Origin of the sequence: Mesorhizobium sp. M0715 (assembly GCF_040320355.1) — a bacterium.
Taxonomy (GTDB): domain Bacteria; phylum Pseudomonadota; class Alphaproteobacteria; order Rhizobiales; family Rhizobiaceae; genus Mesorhizobium.
The window spans coordinates 1-18,594 of record NZ_JAMYPL010000035.1 but is presented as its reverse complement, the minus strand read 5'-3'; the positions used below and the strand labels follow the sequence as shown (position 1 = coordinate 18,594).

The following is an 18,594-nucleotide window of genomic DNA, read 5'->3' as shown; positions in this document are numbered from 1 at the left end:
GCGAACCATGACGCCGGACCTTCTCTCCAGCCTGTCGCTCTCGACGCCAGAGCTGATCCTTGCCGTCGGCGCGCTGGCGCTGCTGATGGTCGGAGCCTATTCGCGCGCCAACACGGCCAACACGGTAACCGGCCTTGCGGTTGCCGTTCTGGCGATCGCGGGCGCCTGGCTGATCTTCCGGACCGGGCAGGGCAGCGCTTACGGCAATGCCTTCATCCAGGATTCCTTCGGCCGCTTCATGAAGGTGCTGGCGCTGATCGGTTCGGCGGTGACGCTGGTGATGTCGATGCGCTTCGCCAAGGCTGAACGCTTCGACAAGTTCGAATATCCGGTGCTGATCCTGCTCTGCACGCTCGGCATGATGCTGATGATCTCCGCCAATGGCATGATCGGCCTCTATCTCGGCCTCGAGCTGCAGTCGCTGGCGATCTACGTGCTGTGCGCGATCAACCGCGACAATCTGCGTTCGACTGAGGCTGGCCTCAAATATTTCGTCCTCGGCGCGCTGTCGTCGGGCATGCTGCTCTATGGCATCAGCCTGGTCTACGGCTACACCGGCAACACCGGCTTCCAGGAGATCGCTTCTGCGCTCGGCAGCGGCGAGCGCCAGCTCGGTCTCGTTTTCGGCCTCGTCTTCGTGCTGGCCGGCCTTGCCTTCAAGATCTCGGCGGTGCCGTTCCACATGTGGACGCCAGATGTCTATGAGGGCGCGCCGACACCGGTGACGGCCTTTTTGGCGGCAGCACCGAAGATGGCGGCGATGGCGCTGATGGTGCGCGTCACCATGGGTGCGTTCAAGCCGATCGCCTCCGACTGGCAGCAGATCATCGTCTTCATCTCGATCGCCTCGATGGCGCTTGGTGCTTTCGCCGCCATCGGCCAGACCAACATCAAACGGCTGATGGCCTATTCCTCGATCGGCCATATGGGCTATGCGCTGGTCGGCCTTGCCGCCAACAGCCAGGCCGGCGTGCGCGGCGTTGCCATCTACATGCTGATCTATCTGGTGATGACGCTCGGCACCTTCGCCTTCATCCTCGCCATGCGGCGCAAGGAAGGCAATGTCGAGCAGATCAGCGAGCTGGCCGGCCTGTCGTCGACCAATCCGATCATGGCGACGATCCTGACCATCCTGATGTTCTCGCTGGCCGGCATCCCGCCGCTCGCCGGCTTCTGGGGGAAATGGTACGTCTTCCTCGCCGCCATCAACGCCAATCTCTATGCGTTGGCGATCATCGGCGTGCTGGCCTCGGTGGTGGGCGCCTATTACTATTTGCGCATCATCAAGATCATGTGGTTCGACGAACCGGTCGGCGGCTTCGTGCCGATGGCGACGGAATTGCGTGTCGTGCTCGGCGTCTCCGGCGCCTTCGTGCTGTTCTACGTGCTGATCGGCGGGCCGATCGGCACCTATGCCGAAGCCGCCGCCAAGACGTTTTTCTAGTCGGCATGGCATTTCGGCTGGCTCCAACCTCGGCGTCGGATGGGTTCCGGCTCGAGGCGCATGAGAGCGTAGGCTCCACCAATGCGCTGGCACTGGACCACGCAAGGGCAGGCGACCCCGGCAAATTGTGGGTCGTTTCCAAGAAACAGGAAAGTGGGCGTGGCCGGCGCGGCCGCGTCTGGGCGACGCCAGAAGGCAACCTCGCGGCGACGCTACTGGTCATCACCAAGGCAGAGCTTCGCCTTGCCGCGACGCTGGGCTTCGTCGCCGGACTGGCGCTGGCCGATGCGCTCGACGCCGTGGTGCCGAAAGGCCGGATAGCCATCGGCCTCGACGGTGGCAGCGAAGGGAAAAACCGTTTCGAACTGAAATGGCCGAACGACGTGCTTGCCTCCGGCGCCAAGCTGGCCGGCATCCTGCTGGAATCGGCAATCCTGGAAGGCGGCCGTTTCGCGGTGGCGGTCGGAATCGGCGTCAATGTGGTGGCATACCCCGAGGATTTGCCCTATCCCGCAACATCACTCAGCGCGCTGGGCGCGGCATGCGATGCGGAAACACTGTTCCTGGCGCTGTCGGATGCCTGGAGCGAGAATGCCCGGTTGTGGGATGAGGGGCGCGGACTTGCCGCCGTCAGGCGTCGGTGGCTTGATCGTGCTGCGGGGCTTGGCAGCGAGGTTGCTGTCAGAATTGACGGTAATGTGGTGCGTGGGGTGTTTGAGACCATTGACGAGGACTGCCGTTTCGTGATCCGCGACGATGAAGGTTCGGTTCGGACGATCGCCGCCGGCGACGTGCATTTCGGCGCGGTCGCTTCGGCCAGGGCATAGGGCCGTTTATGCACCGTTCTAACTGTTTGTTTTTGCGCAACTCCGGTGGGAAAACCGTTACACACTTTTCCCGGAATTGCTTTTTGGGCTTGGCCTGAGGGCCAGGAAGGGAAAAATCATGGCGAAAGCGGAAACCGCCGAACTCGTCTTCGTGCCGCTCGGCGGCGTCGGCGAGATCGGCATGAACTTCGCTCTTTACGGCTACGGGCCGCCCAATGCGCGCGAATGGATCGTCATCGATGTCGGGGTGACCTTCCCCGATGCCAGCCTGCCGGGCGTCGACCTGGTGCTGCCCGACACGCGCTTCATCGAGGAGAACCTCGCCAATCTGCGCGGCATCATGATCACGCACGCGCATGAAGACCATTACGGCGCGCTGCTCGACACATGGCCGAAGCTGAAGGCGCCGGTCTGGATGACGCCGTTCAGCGCCGGCCTGCTGGAAGCCAAGCGGCAAGGCGAGCAGGGCGCGCCGAAAATACCGGTCACGATCTATCGGGCGGGCGAGAAATTCACCGTCGGCCCGTTCGAGATCGAAGCCATTCCGGTCGCGCACTCGATTCCCGAGCCGATGTCGCTGGCGATTACCTCGCCGGCCGGCACCGTCATCCATACCGGTGACTGGAAGATCGATCCGGAGCCGACGATTGGGCCGAAGACCGACGAGGCGCGTTTCCGGGCCTATGGCGACAAGGGCGTTCTGGCGCTGATCTGCGATTCGACCAATGCGCTGCGCGAAGGTGAGTCGCCTTCGGAAGTGGCTGTGGGCGAGGGCCTCAAAGGCGTCATCCAGGCTGCCAAGGGCCGTGTCGCCGTCACCACATTCTCCTCCAATGTCGGACGCATCGTCTCGATCGCCAAAGCGGCGCGCGATGCCGGACGCCAGTGTCTGGTGCTTGGCCGTTCGCTGAAGCGGGTCATCGATGTGGCCGGCGAACTCGGCTACATGGACGGTCTGCCGGAGTTCATCGCCGAGGAGGATTTTGGTTTCATCCCGCGCGAAAACCTGGTCATCATCTGCACCGGCAGCCAGGGCGAGCCGCTGGCCGCACTGGCCAAGCTGTCGCGCGAAGAGATGAAGTCGGTGTCACTGACGGCAGGCGACACGGTGGTGTTTTCCTCGCGTACCATTCCCGGCAACGAGAAGGCGATCCTCGAGATCAAGAACCGTCTCATCGACCTCGGCGTCAAGATCATAGAGGACGGCGATGCACTGGTGCATGTCTCCGGCCATCCGCGGCGCAGCGAATTGCGCAAGATGTATGAATGGGTGCGCCCGCAGATCGGCGTTCCCGTGCATGGCGAGGCGGCACATCTGGTGGCGCAGGGCTCGCTGATGTCGACATCGGGCATCGGCCAGGTGGCGCAGGTGCGCGACGGCGACATGCTCAGGCTTGCTCCCGGCCCAGCCACCATCATGGATCAGGTGCCGTTCGGCCGTATCTACAAGGATGGCAGACTGATCGGCACCGATCAGGCGATGGGCATCCGTGACCGGCGCAAGCTGTCCTTTGCCGGCCACGTGGCGGTCAATGTCGTGTTGGACGACAAATATGAGCTTGCCGGCGACCCCGACCTGGTCGCCATCGGCGTCGCCGAGGCCGATGGCCGTGGCGAGTCGCTGGAAGACTTGATGATCGATGCGGCAATCGGCGCGGTGGACTCGATCCCCCGTCAGCGCCGAAAAGACCTCGACCTGGTGCAAGAAGCAGTGCGGCGCGCCGTGCGCGGCGCCGCCAACGAAGCCTGGGGCAAGAAGCCGCTGGTGACTGTATTCGTCACAAGGTGACGAAAGGGAGTAGGGGAGTAGGGGAGTAGGGGAGTAGGGGAGTAGGGGAGTAGGGGAGTAGGAAGAGCAAACAGCTGACATACCTGTCTTTTCCCTTACTCCCGTATTCCCATACTCCCTACTTGGGAGTGCCAATGCTCGGACGACTGAACCATGTCGCGCTTGCCGTGCCGGATCTGGCTGCTGCCGTCGCTGCCTATCGCAACACGCTCGGCGCGGAAGTGACGGCGCCGCAGGCGCTGCCGGAGCATGGGGTGACGGTGGTGTTCGTCAATGTCGGCAACACCAAGATCGAACTTCTGGAGCCCTTGGGCGAGGGGTCGCCGATCGCCGCCTTCCTGGAGAAGAATCCTTCCGGCGGCATGCACCATCTTTGCTACGAGGTCGATGACATCCTGGCCGCGCGCGATCAGCTCAAGGCCGCCGGCGCCCGCGTGCTGGGCGACGGCAATCCGAAGATCGGCGCGCACGGCAAGCCGGTGCTGTTCCTGCATCCGAAGGATTTTTTCGGAACGCTGATCGAACTGGAGCAATCATGAGCTGGGTTTCGTTCACCGCCCTGTTTTTCGCGACCTGGTGGGTGGTGCTGTTCGCCGTGCTGCCGTTCAGCGTGAGGACGCAGGACGACGATCGTGACGTGACGCTCGGCACGGTTCCGAGCGCGCCGCGTGGGCCTCACATGCTGCGCGCCGTGATCCGCACCACCATCGCCACCGCGATCCTGATGGGCATTTTCTATGGCCTGACGCATGGGCTGGGATACAGCCTCAACGACATCCCGCACATCGTGCCGGAATTCAGCCAAACCCCAGCCAAATAGCCGGTCCCGGCCCAAGAAGATTTGTTCGGCAAAGACGTTTTCATCCGTCGGAACAGCTTGGTTCCAGACAGGAATGCTGTGTCGTTTTGCGGCCGGACGAGCGCTGACGCTAGGTAAGGTGGTTTGGCAACGCATTGCGCTAAGCAGATGATTGCACAAAAAAAATGCAAGGCACGAGGCCTTGCAATTTAAACGCGTCCGATCTGTTTCCGGTTTCCGGCGGCAGCGAGTAACCGCGCCTAGATCGCATCCTCCCAAGACTTTGACCGCGTAGGAGAGCAGATTTTTTTCTACCCTCTCGGTTATCGAGGTACATTAGCCTAAGGCGAATGACAATGTCACGAAGAATTTTGCCTTGAAACGGGCATTCTCGTGCTGCACTGCACAATAGTGTGGCAGGCGTTGCTTGGCGAACGATCATCAAGACGCGCGCGGTGACCGGGAGGCCTTGCGGCGCCGTGGGTCTTCTGGGCGGGCGAAGGACGGTGCGACGCTTCTGATCCCGGCTATCCCGTGCTTTTTGAAAATCGATTGCCGCTTTTCGGGCCGAAGCGTCCGGGTTCCCATTCCGCCTTGAAATGGCTATGAAGCCGGGTCAAGCAAGCCAAAGTCGCGCCGATTCTGACGCGACCCTCCTCACTCACGGACCAGTCCATGCGTTTGTCGCGCTATTTCCTGCCTATCCTCAAAGAAAACCCGCGCGAGGCCGAGATCGTCTCGCACCGGCTGATGCTGCGCGCCGGCATGATCCGCCAGCAGGGGCAGGGCAGTTTCTCGTGGCTGCCACTCGGCAAGCGGGTGCTGGACAAGGTCTGCCGCATCATCCGTGAGGAGCAGAATCGCGCCGGTGCGCTGGAAATCCTGATGCCGACCATCCAGTCGGCCGATCTGTGGCGCGAAAGCGGCCGCTATGACGACTACGGCAAGGAGATGCTGCGCATCAAGGACCGGCAGGACCGCGACATGCTCTACGGCCCGACCAATGAGGAAGTGGTCACCGAGATCGTCCGCGCCTATGTCAAATCCTACAAGGACCTGCCGCTCAATCTCTACCACATCCAGTGGAAGTTCCGCGACGAAGTGCGGCCGCGCTTCGGCGTCATGCGTTCGCGCGAATTCCTGATGAAGGACGCCTATTCTTTCGACCTCGACTTCGAGGGCGCCAGGGCGGCCTACAACAGGATGTTCGTGTCCTATCTCCGGACTTTTACGCGCATGGGGCTGCAGGCAATACCGATGCGGGCCGATACCGGGCCGATCGGCGGCGATCTCAGCCATGAATTCATCATCCTGGCCGACACCGGCGAGAGCCAGGTCTACTGCCACCGCGACTATCTTTCGCTCGATGTGCCCGGAGAGAAGACCGACTTCGCCAATGCCGCCGAGATCGGCGATATCGTCAAGACTTGGACGACACCCTACGCGGCCACCGACGAGATGCATGACGAGGCGGCGTGGGAGAAGATCGGCGAGAGCGACAAGGTTTCGGCGCGCGGCATCGAGGTCGGCCACATCTTCCATTTCGGCGATAAATATTCGAAGCCCATGGGCGCCAAGGTGACCGGGCCCGACGGCAAGGATCATTTCGTCTCCGGAGGCTCCTACGGCATCGGTCCGTCGCGGCTGGTCGCTGCGATCATCGAAGCCAGCCATGACGACAACGGCATCATCTGGCCGGAGGCGGTGGCGCCGTTCGACATCGGGCTGATCAACATGAAGGCGGGCGACGCCGAGTGCGACCGCGTCTGCGACGAACTGCATGCCGTTTTCGTCGCCGCCGGCAAGGACGTGCTCTACGACGACACCGATCAGCGGCCCGGCGGCAAGTTCGCCACCGCCGATCTGATCGGCCTTCCCTGGCAAGTGATCGTCGGCCCGCGCGGTGTCGCCGCCGGCGAGATCGAGATCAAGAATCGCAAGACCGGCGAGCGCGAGACGCTGCCGATCGCAGACGTGAAAAAGCGCTTCGGTGTCGCCGCATGAGCGAGGCGGTGGCGGCAAGACCGGTCGGCGCCGGACCCTTTTCCATCTTCGAGCGCATGGTTGCCTGGCGCTATCTGCGTTCGCGGCGCAAGGAGACGGTGATCTCCGTGATCGCCTCGATCTCCTTCCTCGGCATCATGCTGGGCGTCGCCACGCTGATCGTGGTCATGGCGGTGATGAACGGTTTCAGGGCGGAGCTTTTGACGCGCATCCTCGGCGTCAACGGCCACCTGATCGTGCAGCCGCTCGATTCGCCGTTGGAGGACTATGCGCAGGTCGCCAGCCGCATCAACGGTGTAGCAGGCGTCAAATACGCCATCCCGCTGATCGATGGCCAGGTGCTTGCGCAAGGCAATGTCGGCGGCGGAACCGGAGCGCTGGTGCGCGGCATACGCGGCGAGGATCTGAGCAAGATCGCCATCGTTGCCAGCAACATCAAGCAGGGTTCGATCGCCGATTTCGACTCTGGCGAGGGGGTTGCCATCGGCAAGCGCATGGCCGAGAATCTCGGCCTGACGCTTGGCGATACCATCACCTTGATTTCGCCCGACGGCGACGTGACGCCGATCGGCACCACGCCGCGCATGAAGGGCTACAAGATCGCGGCGATCTTCGAAGTCGGCATGTCCGAATATGACACCTCCATCGTCTACATGCCGTTTTCCGAAGCGCAGCTCTATTTCAACATGGATGGGCGGGCGCAGACGATCGAGATCTATGTCGACAATCCAGACGATGTCGATGCGCTGAAACCGAAGGTGGAGGCGGCGGCGCAGCGGCCGATCGACATGGTCGACTGGCGCCAGCGCAACGAGACCTTCTTCTCCGCCCTGCAGGTCGAGCGCAACGTCATGTTCATGATCCTGACGCTGATCGTGCTGGTGGCGGCGCTGAACATCATCTCCGGCCTGATCATGCTGGTGAAGGACAAGGGCCACGACATCGCCATCCTGCGCACCATGGGGGCTTCGCGCGGCGCCATCCTGCGCATCTTCCTGATGACGGGTGCGGCGATCGGCGTGACCGGCACGCTTGCCGGTGTGCTGCTCGGCGTGCTGATCTGCACCAACATCGAATCCATCCGCCAGTTCTTCTCATGGATGACCGGCAAGGTGCTGTTCAATCCTGAACTCTATTTCCTCAGCCAGTTGCCGGCGAAGATGGATCCACGCGAGACCACCTATGTCGTCCTGATGGCGCTCGGCCTGTCCTTCCTGGCAACGGTGTTTCCGGCATGGCGCGCCGCGCGTCTCGATCCGGTCGAAGCCTTGAGGTACGAGTAGTGGCCGAGGTCATTATCGAGCTGAAGAGCGTCGAGCGGCACTATGTCCAGGGGCCGCGCAAGCTCACCATCCTGAACGGCGCCGATTTCTCGCTGAAGCGCGGTGAGATGGTGGCGCTGGTGGCGCCGTCGGGCACCGGCAAGTCGACGCTGCTGCACACCGCCGGCCTGCTGGAGCGTCCCGACGCCGGCGACGTCATCCTGGCCGGCCGTGCCTGCGGGCGGCTCTCCGACGACGAGCGCACGGCGATCCGCCGCAACGATGTCGGCTTCGTCTACCAGTTCCATCATCTGCTGCCGGAATTCTCGGCGCTGGAAAACATCATGATGCCGCAGCTCATCAAAGGGCTCAGCCGGAAGGACGCGGCCGAGCGCGCGGCGCAGCTGCTCGATTACATGCAGATCGGCAAACGCGCGTCGCACCGGCCGTCCGAACTCTCCGGCGGCGAGCAGCAGCGCGTCGCCATCGCGCGCGCGGTCGCCAATGCGCCGCTGGTGCTGCTGGCGGACGAGCCGACCGGCAATCTCGATCCGGTCACCGCGTCTTATGTGTTCGAGGCGCTGGCGGCGCTGGTCAAGCAATCGGGCCTTGCGGCGCTGATTGCCACCCACAATCACGAACTGGCATCGCGCATGGACCGGCGCGTCACCCTGGCCGACGGCAAAGTGGTGCCGCTTTAGTCTCCGATGTCGTCATCCTAGGGCGGAGCTCCGCGGAGCGGAGCGTAGACCCTAGGATCCATGCCGTTACTTTCGAGACAAATGCAGGGGTCGAGGATATGCGACCTTTATCAGAGCGATAATTCTGCACCGTAGCATCGCCCCAAGGTCACGGCATGGATCCTAGGGTCTGTGCGCGTCGCTCCGCTCCTTGCTCCGCCCTAGGATGACGAAGCAATGGGTGTATTGGCTAATCGCAAAGACTGCGATCTCACCACGTAGCACCGTCCGACGCCCATCAACCTTTTCTTAACCCTGCCGATCTGATCGCCGCAAAAATCCGGATGCGGGCGGATCGTGCCCGTTGACTTTGAGACAAAATTAGAACAAAATGCGAACATATCAACAACAGGAGAGAGTTATGACCGATCTGGTTCAGGATGTCATCTCACTGGTTTGCATGAGCACGTTCCTTGTTTCCATGGCGATCTGGATCGGAGCCATGTGATTTGGCGGCGTTCGCCGTCGCTGTTCCCGCACGGTCGAAGGCCGTTCCGCCGTTAAGCTTTTCTTGCCGTCGCGGCGTTAGGGTGCCCCGGCAAGACAGGGAGCAACGTCCAGGTGTCGCCCATCGTCACGGCCATTCTGGTGGCAAGCAATCTCGGGCTAATCTTTCTCTTGATGACCGTGCCGCTGGGTCTGCGCACGATCCGGTTGACTCGTCTGGTGGCGATGGACCGGCAGCGCCTCTGGCAGGCGCTGTGGCCGCTCGGCAGCGATGCCGGCTGGTCCGGTGAGATCCTTTCCGCCGAGGCGCCGGACGGCGAGGGCGTGGCCCGCATCACGCTGTCGTGGGAAGGTCGCGACGGCAAGCCGATCGAACGCAAGTCGCGGTTTGAGGACGTCGTCGAAGGTATCAGCTTCTCGATGCGCGTCATCGAGGACACCGCGCTCGACGCTTCATTCTGGAAGGATTTTCGCGAGACCACTGAGCTCGTTTCCGAGGGCAACGGCACGCGGGTGACGCTCAGCCAGACCGATCGCTATCGCGGCGTTGCCTTCCTGGTGTTCCGCTATTTCGCCATGCGCCGCGAGCTTGGCAAACTGCAGCGCTGGGCGCGGACCGGGCAGTATCGCAAGGGCGGCTGGTTCGAGCATCCGTTGAGCCAGGTCGGTTTCGCCGGGCTTTCGGCGCTGATCCTGTGGCCATTCTTCGGCCTTCACTTCGGCGGCCTGGCACTGGCCGCGATCCTCACATCAGTGGTCGCCCTGCATGAGCTTGGCCATATGGCGGCGTTTCGGCTTATGGGCCACAACCGGGCACGGATGATCTTCATTCCGCTGCTCGGCGGCATCGCCATTGGCGGGCGGCCCTATGACAGCCGTTTCGAAGTCGCCTTCGTGGCGCTGATGGGCGCCGGCTTCTCCGCATTCCTGGTGCCGATCGCTATCGCCGCCAGCACCTTTGCCGGCGCTGAAGGACATCGGCTGGCGGCGGCGCTGCTGGCGACACTGGCGGGCTTCGCCGCCCTGTTCAACATCGCCAATCTGGTGCCGGTGTGGAAGTTCGACGGCGGTCAGGTGCTGCGCCAGATCTGTCCGGGGCCGGTCGCGCTGGCGCTGGCTTCCTTCTTCCTGCTCTCGGCTTTCCTGGCCGTGGGTTGGCAGGCCGGCTTTTCCTCCAATTTCCTGCTCGCGACGGGAGCGGTGTTTTCGATCCTCAGCCTGTTGACGATGAGCAGCGGGGTCAAGCCGCGTTACGAGCTGAAGCCGATCCGCACCATCGACCGCCTCGCCATGGCCGCGGCGTTGCTGGCGGTGTTCGCCATCCATGGCTATGGCGTCCTGTGGGCCTCCGCCCAGCTCATCTGAGGTGTGTTGATATTCAGATGGATGCCGGCCTGTGAATCACACATAGCTTGAGCCGTACCGGATCAGGAAGAATCAGCCGGCCTTGCGCTCGGCTTCGACAGGCAAAGCCGTGGCGGGACCGAACACATCCTCGAAGGCGGATTTCAGCGCCAGGTCAAGATCGGCCATGGTCAGGGGAAGGCCGAGGTCGACGAGGCTGGTGACGCCGTGGTCCTGCACGCCGCAAGGCACGATGCCGCTGAAATGGTCGAGATCGGGCTCGACATTGATGGCGATGCCGTGGAAGCTCACCCAACGCCGCAGCCGAATGCCTATGGCCGCGATCTTGTCCTCGGCCGGCGAGCCGTCCGGCAGGGCAGGGCGGTTCGGCCGCACGACCCAGACGCCGACCCGGTCCTCGCGGCGCTCGCCCCGCACATTCAAGACGGCCAGCGTGCCGATGATCCACTGTTCGAGCGCCGCGACGAAGGCGCGGACGTCCTCGCGCCGCCGCTTCAGATCAAGCATGACATAGGCGACCCGCTGGCCCGGCCCATGATAGGTGTATTCGCCGCCGCGGCCGGCCGCGAACACCGGGAAGCGGTTGGCGTCGATCAGGTCCTCGCCGCGGGCGCTGGTGCCGGCCGTGTAGAGCGGCGGGTGTTCGACCAGCCAGACCATTTCGCCGGCGGCCCCGCTGCGGATCGCCTCGGCGCGCGCCTCCATGAAGGCAAGTGCTTCGGGATAGGCGGTAAGGCCGGGCTCGATCAGCCATTCGACCGGTGCTGAACCGGGGAGCGGCAGGAACGACGTGGCGATCTGGCTGCGTTCGGGCATGGCGTATCGTCTTTTCGCTTATGCATGTCGCGTCCCAAAACCGCCTCGCACCTTTGGGTGACATCAACTTGCCTTCCATATGGCGATATCAGGCGCAAACGTCCAGTTCCGACGCTGCGTTCGGACCCTGTGGAGCATTATGCCAATCGCCTGACATTATTGCTTGCCGTGCACTTGTTTCGCCGGAAACGATTTGCTACACGCCGCGAGCCGGTCGGTTCCGGCTCTACCACGTGCGGTCGTGGCGGAATTGGTAGACGCGCAGCGTTGAGGTCGCTGTGGGGCAACCCGTGGAAGTTCGAGTCTTCTCGACCGCACCATTCTCTTCCCAGAGTCCGATTTGTACCGGTCTCGCCCGCTGCGGGCCGGGCGCATTTCGTTTGATATTCCCGCACTTTACGCCACTTTCTTTCTGAGCGTCGGATTCTCCCAAAACCGGTTTCCCCTTTTGGGTCCGATGCTCTAGACCTGATTTGCACCTTTTCCGGGATTCTTGTGGCGGGAGGCGCTGGTGGAAGGCGAGCACGAACGGACGACCGGCGCCAGGGCCGCCGAGGACAACCACGCCGATATCTATGGCGAGGACGGCGCCGTGCTTTCGTCCTTCCTTGCGCGGATTGGCGCGGCGATCGCCGACCGCGACACGCTGACCCTCAAGCATGAAGTCGACGACCTGCACCAGTCGGAACTCGGCGACCTGCTCGAGGCGCTGCATCCCGAACAGCGCCGCGCGCTGGTCGAACTCCTGGGCGCCGATTTCGACTTCTCCTCGCTGACGGAGGTCGACGAGGCGATCCGTATGGAGATCGTCGACAATCTGCCCAATGCGCAGATCGCGCAGGCCGTGCAGGAGCTCGATTCAGACGACGCCGTCTACATTCTTGAGGATCTCGACCAGGAAGACCAGGACGAGATCCTGTCGCAACTGCCGTTCACCGAGCGGATCAGGCTGCGCCGCTCGCTTGATTATCCCGAAGAGACGGCCGGCCGCCGCATGCAGACCGAGTTCGTCGCGGTTCCGCCGTTCTGGACGATCGGCCAGACCATCGACTACATGCGCGAAGACAACAACCTGCCCGAGCGCTTCAGCCAGATCTTCGTCATCGATCCGAGCTTCAAGCTGCTCGGCGCCATCGACCTCGACCAGATCCTGAGGACCAAGCGTTCGGTCAAGGTCGAGGAAGTGATGCACGAGACGCGGCACGCCATTCCGGCCACCATGGACCAGGAAGAGGCGGCGCGGGAATTCGAGCAGTACGATCTTTTATCGGCCGCGGTCGTCGACGAGAACGAACGGCTGGTTGGCGTTCTGACCATCGACGATGTCGTCGACGTGATCCAGCAGGAGGCCGAGGAAGATCTGATGCGCATGGGCGGCGTCGGCGACGAAGAGCTTTCCGACAGCATCTTTTCGACCTCGCGATCACGCGTTCCGTGGTTGCTGATCAACCTTCTGACCGCGTTCCTGGCGGCGTCGGTGATCAGCCTGTTCGACCGCACGATCGAACATATCGTCGCACTGGCGGTGCTGATGCCGATCGTCGCCGGCATGGGCGGCAATGCCGGCTCGCAAACCATGACCGTCACCGTGAGGGCGTTGGCGACCAGGGATCTCGACATCTACAATGCCGGCCGCATCATTCGCCGCGAGATGGGTGTCGGCTTCATCAACGGCATCGTCTTCGCCATCCTGATCGGCATCGTTGCGGCAGCCTGGTTCCGTGACCCCAATCTGGGCGGCATCATCGCGGCGGCGATGATCATCAACATGTTCGTGGCCGCCCTGGCCGGCATCCTGATTCCGCTGCTGCTCGATCGTTTCAAGATCGATCCGGCGGTCGCTTCGGCGGTCTTCGTCACCACGGTTACCGACGTCGTCGGTTTCTTTGCATTTCTCGGCATCGCCACGTGGTGGTTCGGTGTGCCCTGAAGGCACGCCTTTTGGCTTAATTGACTTTTACGTAAATGCCGTGCGAGGCTTGCGCGGGGCGCCATGTCGATTCCGGCATGGCATGGGTTTTGGTTCGGGACATAAGGGTGACGCCGGCATGGCGATCGCCCCTTGGTTTCGGCGTGCGGGAGTGGCAATGCGAGAATATTATTCGATCACCGAGTTGACCCGTGAGTTCGATGTGTCGACGCGGACGCTGCGCTTTTACGAGGACGAAGGGCTGGTGCAGCCGGTGCGGCGTGGCCGCACGCGGCTGTTTCGCCCCTCCGACCGCCACCTCATCCGTCAGATCATGCGCGGCAAGAGGCTTGGTTTCTCGATCAACGAAATCCGCGAAATCATCCAGATGTACAGGGAGCCGCCCGGCGAAGTCGGCCAGCTCAACCTGATGATCAAGCGCATCGAGGAAAAGCGCGAGGATCTCCGGCAGAAGCGCCGCGACCTCGAGGAGACGCTGGCTGAACTCGACCAGGCCGAGGAGTCTTGTGTGGAGCGGCTGGTCGAGCTTGGCGTGAATACCTGAGCGGACTGGATTCTATCGCGCGTTAGCGTTCGGAATGAGCGGAAACGTCTATTCCTTCTGCAATGCACCGCGACGGCGCAGAACTTTGCTCCGCTGCACTCCTAGACCGAGGTCACGGCATGGATCCTAGGGTCTCCGCGACGGAGTTGCGCTCCTGCTTCGCCCTAGGATGACGAAGTTCGCAAGACTTAGGCTAATCGCCGAAGTGTGCACCTGTCAAAACCTCTCCGCGATGGAAACCGGAGCGCCAGCTCAAATCCAGCGGCGCACGCGTTTGGCGTAGTCGCGGTATTTCTTGCCGAATTTTGCCGCCAGCATCTTTTCCTCGCCTTCGATCGCCATTTTTTGCGTGGCATAGGCGGCGATGAAGGCGAGCGGCAAGAACCACACGATGCCCGAGACAAAGGCGACGCCGATCAACAGCAGGGTGTTGGCCAGATACATCGGATTGCGGGTGATGCCGAAGGGACCCGTGGTGACCAGGTGATCGGGCACAGCGTTCGGGTTCAGCGTGGTCTTGGCGCGGACCATGGTGCGGATCGCGGTGACCCAGAGCGCTGCAACGGCAAGCAGCACCACCCAGCCGGCGGCGAAAAGAATGTCGCCCAGGAGGTCACCGATCCAGGGCAGGGGATAGAGCAGGCCCAGCGCGATGCTGATGGCGATGGCGGCGGTGTAGATCAGCGGCGGCCACGGTATGAGCCCCGGCTTCGGCTGGTTCTCGGTCATTTGACCCCTTCCTCCATCAACTTGCTGTCCGTCTTGGCGGTACACATGCCGGCGAGATCGGACAGATGCGTCTTCCATTCCGCAGTCTGGTCGTTGTTGTAGAGCCGATCAAGCGTCGCCTCGCCCTCGAGCGTATCGAGCATGCAGACACAGTAGCTCGTACAGAACTCGGTGTCGCGCGACTGCTCGCAGGACAGCTGGCAGGTTTTGAGGAAATTCACCTGCGGGGTTTCGACCTGCGCCGGCATGATCTGCGAGAACAGCCAGACGCAGCCGATCAGCAATGGCTGGTGGATCAGGTAGAACGCCAGGCTGTGCCGGCCGATAAAGACCAGCGGGTTGGCCCAGCGACCGGGCGCCAATTCGGCAAGCCGGGCAAGCACGCCTGAACCGGCGGCGAGTTTCGTCACCGCGATGCCTGCAAGCACGGCGCCGAACCATGGAAACAACGGAACGTAGTCGTTGGAGCGTGGATTGTTAGCCGACAGGCCTACCCACCACAGCCATGGGTGATCGAACGCCTCGAGGCGCAGATAGACAGGCGCCGCAATGACGAGCGCGGCGACGACAAGCGTCAGCAGTGCCGGCAGCCGCAGAAAGGCGAGGCCGAGCAGGCTGGCCAGCGCGATCTCGTGCAAAATGCCGAAGAAGATGAATCCATCCGGGGTGGCGATGCGGGTGACGACCGAAATCGCGATCGCGGCTCCGGCGACCATGGCAAACCGCTTCCAGAAGCCGTTCCAGCGGATCTGTCGGCCATGGGCGAGGTACAGGCTGACGCCAACCAGGAACAGGAAGGTCGAGGCTATGCAGCGCGCGTAGATCTTCCACCAGCCGAAGGCGGTCAGGCCGGGATCGGTGTAGCCGAAGAACTCCAGATCCCAGGTGAAATGGTAGCTTGCCATGGCGATCAGCGCGATGCCGCGCACGATGTCGATGACGACGATGCGCTTTGGTCGATCCTGAACGGGTGCGGTCGGCGTTTGGATGCTCATGGTCTCGCATTCTGATTCAGCCCCGTTGGAGGACTATCACGGTTGCCCCGGACAAAAGAAGACCGGCAATCCTGCCGATAACGCCGGATCGGCCGCGGCATTGGGCCAGTGCCGGGAAGCCTTTGGCCGGCTTCGCTTTTGCCGGATGCACGTCGGTTTCCTCTTATTGGCACTGGGGTCGCCACGGCAGATTTAACCCGGTGAATCTGCTTCGGGGAAAGCAATGTCCACCCATGTGCGCCATCCGATCTGGCTGCCGGCTCTCAAGGCCGCGGACGCGCGCACCTTCGCGTCGCTCTATGCAGTCGAATCCTTCGCCCGCGCCACGGTGTCGAGCGTCATCCCGATCCAGGCCTATGAAATCCTGCACAACGAGCAGATCGTGTCGATGCTCTACACAGTCGTGGCGATGCTCGGCCTGTCGGTGACATTGTTCATGCCGATGCTGATCCGCCGCTTTGCCCGCCGCTGGGTCTACACATCAGGCGCCTGCCTGCTGGCCGTCGGCTCGCTGTTCTTCGTCACCGACACGCTTGCCGGGCAACTGGCCGGCATGCTGTGCCGGGTGATGGGCGCCAGCGCGCTGTCGATCACGCTCAACCTCTACATCATGGACCACATCCGCAAGACCGACTTCATGCAGGCCGAATCGCTGCGCATGGCGTGGTCGATGCTGGCCTGGACCGGTGGGCCGACGCTCGGCATCTTCCTCTACACGCGCTTCGGCATCTATGCCGCGCACGGTGCGGTCGCGGTGTTCGCGTTTGCCCTGCTGGCGCTGTTCTGGACCTACCGCCTCGGCGACACCCAGTCCATCCGTCCGGGCAAGACGCGCCCTGTCAATCCGCTCGCCAATATCGGCCGCTTCGTCGCGCAGCCCAGGCTCAGGCTGGCCTGGCTGATTGCCTTCGGCCGCTCCTGTTTCTGGACAACGTTCTTCGTCTACGGGCCGCTGTTCATGGTGATCACCGGCGAGGGCAAGCTGGCCGGCGGCCTGCTGGTTTCGGCCGGCAACGCGCTTTTGTTCATGGCCATCTTCTGGGGCAAGGCAGGAAAGCGCTTTGGCGGCCGCAGGACCATGACATTCGCCTATTTCGCCATGTCGGCCACGCTGCTGGCGGCAGGCTTCGTCGGCGAAACCGTGCCGCTGCTCACCGGCGCCTTCCTGCTCTGCGGCGCCTTCTTCACCATTGCGCTCGACGCGCTCGGCTCGACCGCCTTCATGCGTTCGGTGCGCTCCTATGAAAGATCGCAGATGGCGGCGGTCTACCGCACCTATCTCGACTTTTCCGAGCTGACGCCGCCGCTGGTCTATTCGGTGGTGCTGGCCTTCTTCGGCCTTGGCGCGGTGTTCGTCACGCTCGGCCTGCTGGCGGCGGTCTGCGGCTTTGTGACGTGGCGCTATCTGCCGAAATCGCTTTGACCTTCATGGCGCATTCGCAATGGCCGCCGGCGGAATTTGGTTTGCCGGAGGCGAGGATTCTGCCTATAGTCGCCGGTGTCGCCGGTTCCATTTTGGAGCCAAGAGGGAATGCGGTGCGGGCGAATTCGCCCAATGCCGTGGCTGCCCCCGCAACTGTGTGCGGTAGTCCTCTCCATATGCCACTGAAGATTTTTCTTCGGGAAGGTGGGGAAGGATGCTGATCCGCGAGCCAGGAGACCTGCCGGCGACAGGAAACTGACTTCGATGCCCTCGGGTGGAGGGCGAAAGGACAAGACATGACTACCGCTTCCGTCTCCCTCGGCGCCTCCGTCTCCTCGCAGTCGCGCTTCATGCAGCTCGCGCTTGCCGCGCTGCTCGGCATTTTCGTGATGGGCTTTGTCGGCTTCTCGCATATCGATGCCGTCCATAATGCGGCTCACGACTATCGCCATTCGATGGCGTTTCCCTGCCACTGACGAGGGGCTGACATCATGAATCTGTTTCGCAACGTCGTGTTCATCGCGGCGATCGCAGGGCTCGTGGCCGGCGTCGTCCTCGCCTGCCTGCAGGCCTATGCCACCGTGCCGCTGATCCTGAAGGCGGAAGTTTACGAACAGGCGGGCGGCGGGCATCACCATGACCATGGCGCTCCGGCCGCAACGGATAGCAATGCCATGAGCACAACTGCTCCGGCGGGAGATGCGATGAGCTCTGCTGCCCCGGCTGCGGCGGAAGCCGCTCCGGCAGACGAAGGTTGGGCGCCGGCAGACGGTTTCGAGCGTTTCGCCTTCAGCGTGCTTGCCAATATCGTCACCGGCATCGGCTTCGCCTTGATCCTGGTCGCGGTCTCCGAATTCGCCGGGGGCATCGGTGGCTGGCGCCAGGGCGTGTTCTGGGGCCTTGCCGGCTTTGCCGTGTTCACGCTGGCACCGGGCCTCGGCCTGCCGCCGGAATTGCCTGCCATGCCGGCCGCCGATCTCACCCAGCGGCAGATCTGGTGGTGGGCAACGGTGGCGGCAACCGCTGCCGGTCTCGGCCTGATCGCGTTCCGCAAGTCGCTGCCGCTGGCGATCCTTGCCGTCTTTTTGATCGTCGCACCGCATGTTGTCGGTGCACCGCAGCCCGACAGTTACGAGACGGCGATTCCGGAAGGGCTGCATCACCAGTTCGTGGTGGCGGTGACCGTGACCAACCTCGTGTTCTGGCTGGTGCTCGGCGCGGTCGTCGGTGTGGTGCGTGGCCGCTTCACCGGCACCGCGACCAGCCTGCGCGACAGCTTTGCCTGATCGCAAGACACTGACCTTCCTCATCGGCGGTGGGCCCACCCGCCCAAACCCCCCCCCTCCCCCCCCTCCCCCACCCACCACCATCCCCCCCCCCCCCCCCCCCCCCCCGCCCGCCCCCCCCCCCCCCCCCCCCCCCCCCCCCCCCCCCCCCCCCCCCCCCCCCCCCCCCCCCCCCCCCCCCCCCCCCCCCCCCC

Annotated in this window: 17 protein-coding genes, 1 tRNA gene and 1 riboswitch; of the genes, 15 read left to right on the top strand and 3 right to left on the bottom strand. The window is 63.1% G+C overall.

What is annotated here, in order from left to right:
• Positions 1-7: 7 nt before the first annotated feature.
• The 9 genes from nuoN (at position 8) to NKI21_RS29115 (ending at position 10,677) form a co-directional block, all read left to right on the top strand.
• Positions 8-1,444, top strand: a complete 1,437-nt coding sequence (gene nuoN / locus NKI21_RS29155; protein ID WP_352751314.1) for an NADH-quinone oxidoreductase subunit NuoN — start codon at positions 8-10, stop codon at positions 1,442-1,444.
• Between the two features lie 5 nt (positions 1,445-1,449).
• Positions 1,450-2,271 carry a biotin--[acetyl-CoA-carboxylase] ligase gene (locus tag NKI21_RS29150; RefSeq protein WP_352751316.1) on the top strand — a complete coding sequence of 274 codons (822 nt, stop codon included), beginning with the start codon at positions 1,450-1,452 and terminating at the stop codon, positions 2,269-2,271.
• A 118-nt stretch (positions 2,272-2,389) separates the two neighbouring features.
• Entirely contained in the window at positions 2,390-4,060 is a 1,671-nt protein-coding gene (locus NKI21_RS29145) for a ribonuclease J (RefSeq protein WP_352868666.1), read from the top strand.
• Between the two features lie 134 nt (positions 4,061-4,194).
• A complete protein-coding gene (gene mce, locus NKI21_RS29140; RefSeq protein ID WP_128304418.1) occupies positions 4,195-4,599 on the top strand; it encodes a methylmalonyl-CoA epimerase in 405 nt (134 codons plus the stop codon).
• Positions 4,596-4,880: a DUF1467 family protein gene (locus tag NKI21_RS29135; RefSeq protein ID WP_023812375.1), complete on the top strand. Its 285-nt coding sequence runs from the start codon at positions 4,596-4,598 to the stop codon at positions 4,878-4,880. The genes mce and NKI21_RS29135 overlap by 4 nt, the downstream gene beginning before the upstream one ends.
• A 654-nt stretch (positions 4,881-5,534) precedes the next feature.
• Positions 5,535-6,863, top strand: coding sequence for a proline--tRNA ligase (gene proS / locus NKI21_RS29130; RefSeq protein ID WP_352439834.1), 1,329 nt, complete (start codon positions 5,535-5,537; stop codon positions 6,861-6,863).
• Entirely contained in the window at positions 6,860-8,146 is a 1,287-nt protein-coding gene (locus NKI21_RS29125) for a lipoprotein-releasing ABC transporter permease subunit (protein ID WP_127293254.1), read from the top strand. The genes proS and NKI21_RS29125 overlap by 4 nt, the downstream gene beginning before the upstream one ends.
• On the top strand, positions 8,098-8,826 hold the full coding sequence (locus tag NKI21_RS29120; RefSeq protein ID WP_206535279.1) for an ABC transporter ATP-binding protein: 729 nt from the start codon (positions 8,098-8,100) through the stop codon (positions 8,824-8,826). Before NKI21_RS29125 ends, NKI21_RS29120 begins: the two co-directional genes overlap by 49 nt.
• 600 nt (positions 8,827-9,426) lie before the next feature.
• The gene (locus NKI21_RS29115) at positions 9,427-10,677 is read left to right on the top strand and encodes a site-2 protease family protein (RefSeq protein ID WP_352439835.1); all 1,251 of its coding nucleotides are present in this window, start codon (positions 9,427-9,429) and stop codon (positions 10,675-10,677) included.
• A 72-nt stretch (positions 10,678-10,749) separates the two neighbouring features.
• Here the strand turns inward: NKI21_RS29115 and lipB are convergent, their stop codons facing one another.
• The gene (gene lipB, locus NKI21_RS29110) at positions 10,750-11,493 is read right to left on the bottom strand and encodes a lipoyl(octanoyl) transferase LipB (RefSeq protein WP_352439836.1); all 744 of its coding nucleotides are present in this window, start codon (positions 11,491-11,493) and stop codon (positions 10,750-10,752) included.
• Between the two features lie 235 nt (positions 11,494-11,728).
• Between lipB and NKI21_RS29105 the strand changes: the two genes are divergently transcribed.
• The 3 genes from NKI21_RS29105 to NKI21_RS29095 all read left to right on the top strand — a co-directional run bounded on the left by NKI21_RS29105 (position 11,729) and on the right by NKI21_RS29095 (position 13,967).
• A tRNA-Leu gene (locus NKI21_RS29105) sits at positions 11,729-11,813 on the top strand.
• Positions 11,814-12,004: 191 nt separating this feature from the next.
• Positions 12,005-13,423 (top strand): magnesium transporter, encoded by a 1,419-nt coding sequence (gene mgtE / locus NKI21_RS29100; protein WP_023812369.1) that lies wholly within the window; start codon positions 12,005-12,007, stop codon positions 13,421-13,423.
• 157 nt (positions 13,424-13,580) lie between these two features.
• Complete coding sequence (locus NKI21_RS29095) at positions 13,581-13,967, top strand: MerR family transcriptional regulator (RefSeq protein WP_027034793.1); 387 nt, start codon at positions 13,581-13,583, stop codon at positions 13,965-13,967.
• A 252-nt stretch (positions 13,968-14,219) separates the two neighbouring features.
• Here NKI21_RS29095 and NKI21_RS29090 read toward each other — a convergent pair whose 3' ends face one another.
• Together NKI21_RS29090 and NKI21_RS29085 are read right to left on the bottom strand one after the other, a co-directional pair.
• On the bottom strand, positions 14,220-14,696 hold the full coding sequence (locus tag NKI21_RS29090) for a methyltransferase family protein (protein WP_023812367.1): 477 nt from the start codon (positions 14,694-14,696) through the stop codon (positions 14,220-14,222).
• A complete protein-coding gene (locus NKI21_RS29085; protein WP_352612451.1) occupies positions 14,693-15,691 on the bottom strand; it encodes a heparan-alpha-glucosaminide N-acetyltransferase in 999 nt (332 codons plus the stop codon). Before NKI21_RS29085 ends, NKI21_RS29090 begins: the two co-directional genes overlap by 4 nt.
• Positions 15,692-15,914: 223 nt before the next feature.
• Between NKI21_RS29085 and NKI21_RS29080 the strand changes: the two genes are divergently transcribed.
• From NKI21_RS29080 to NKI21_RS29070, 3 genes are all read left to right on the top strand, one after another.
• Positions 15,915-17,114, top strand: coding sequence for an MFS transporter (locus NKI21_RS29080; RefSeq protein ID WP_352632394.1), 1,200 nt, complete (start codon positions 15,915-15,917; stop codon positions 17,112-17,114).
• 56 nt (positions 17,115-17,170) lie between these two features.
• Positions 17,171-17,374: riboswitch (cobalamin riboswitch) on the top strand.
• A 36-nt stretch (positions 17,375-17,410) separates the two neighbouring features.
• Positions 17,411-17,590 carry a CbtB domain-containing protein gene (locus tag NKI21_RS29075; protein WP_013531117.1) on the top strand — a complete coding sequence of 60 codons (180 nt, stop codon included), beginning with the start codon at positions 17,411-17,413 and terminating at the stop codon, positions 17,588-17,590.
• 15 nt (positions 17,591-17,605) lie between these two features.
• Positions 17,606-18,400 carry a CbtA family protein gene (locus NKI21_RS29070; RefSeq protein WP_352439839.1) on the top strand — a complete coding sequence of 265 codons (795 nt, stop codon included), beginning with the start codon at positions 17,606-17,608 and terminating at the stop codon, positions 18,398-18,400.
• The last annotated feature ends 194 nt before the right edge of the window (positions 18,401-18,594 follow it).

Bases quoted from the DNA above. Each gene is read 5' to 3' on its own strand.
- nuoN (WP_352751314.1), top strand. From the start codon at position 8: ATGACGCCGGACCTTCTCTCCAGCCTGTCGCTCTCGACGCCAGAGCTG.
- NKI21_RS29150 (WP_352751316.1), top strand. From the start codon at position 1,450: ATGGCATTTCGGCTGGCTCCAACCTCGGCGTCGGATGGGTTCCGGCTC.
- NKI21_RS29145 (WP_352868666.1), top strand. From the start codon at position 2,390: ATGGCGAAAGCGGAAACCGCCGAACTCGTCTTCGTGCCGCTCGGCGGC.
- mce (WP_128304418.1), top strand. From the start codon at position 4,195: ATGCTCGGACGACTGAACCATGTCGCGCTTGCCGTGCCGGATCTGGCT.
- NKI21_RS29135 (WP_023812375.1), top strand. From the start codon at position 4,596: ATGAGCTGGGTTTCGTTCACCGCCCTGTTTTTCGCGACCTGGTGGGTG.
- proS (WP_352439834.1), top strand. From the start codon at position 5,535: ATGCGTTTGTCGCGCTATTTCCTGCCTATCCTCAAAGAAAACCCGCGC.
- NKI21_RS29125 (WP_127293254.1), top strand. From the start codon at position 6,860: ATGAGCGAGGCGGTGGCGGCAAGACCGGTCGGCGCCGGACCCTTTTCC.
- NKI21_RS29120 (WP_206535279.1), top strand. From the start codon at position 8,098: ATGGCGCGCCGCGCGTCTCGATCCGGTCGAAGCCTTGAGGTACGAGTA.
- lipB (WP_352439836.1), bottom strand. From the start codon at position 11,493: ATGCCCGAACGCAGCCAGATCGCCACGTCGTTCCTGCCGCTCCCCGGT.
- NKI21_RS29095 (WP_027034793.1), top strand. From the start codon at position 13,581: ATGCGAGAATATTATTCGATCACCGAGTTGACCCGTGAGTTCGATGTG.
- NKI21_RS29090 (WP_023812367.1), bottom strand. From the start codon at position 14,696: ATGACCGAGAACCAGCCGAAGCCGGGGCTCATACCGTGGCCGCCGCTG.
- NKI21_RS29085 (WP_352612451.1), bottom strand. From the start codon at position 15,691: ATGAGCATCCAAACGCCGACCGCACCCGTTCAGGATCGACCAAAGCGC.
- NKI21_RS29080 (WP_352632394.1), top strand. From the start codon at position 15,915: ATGTCCACCCATGTGCGCCATCCGATCTGGCTGCCGGCTCTCAAGGCC.
- NKI21_RS29075 (WP_013531117.1), top strand. From the start codon at position 17,411: ATGACTACCGCTTCCGTCTCCCTCGGCGCCTCCGTCTCCTCGCAGTCG.
- NKI21_RS29070 (WP_352439839.1), top strand. From the start codon at position 17,606: ATGAATCTGTTTCGCAACGTCGTGTTCATCGCGGCGATCGCAGGGCTC.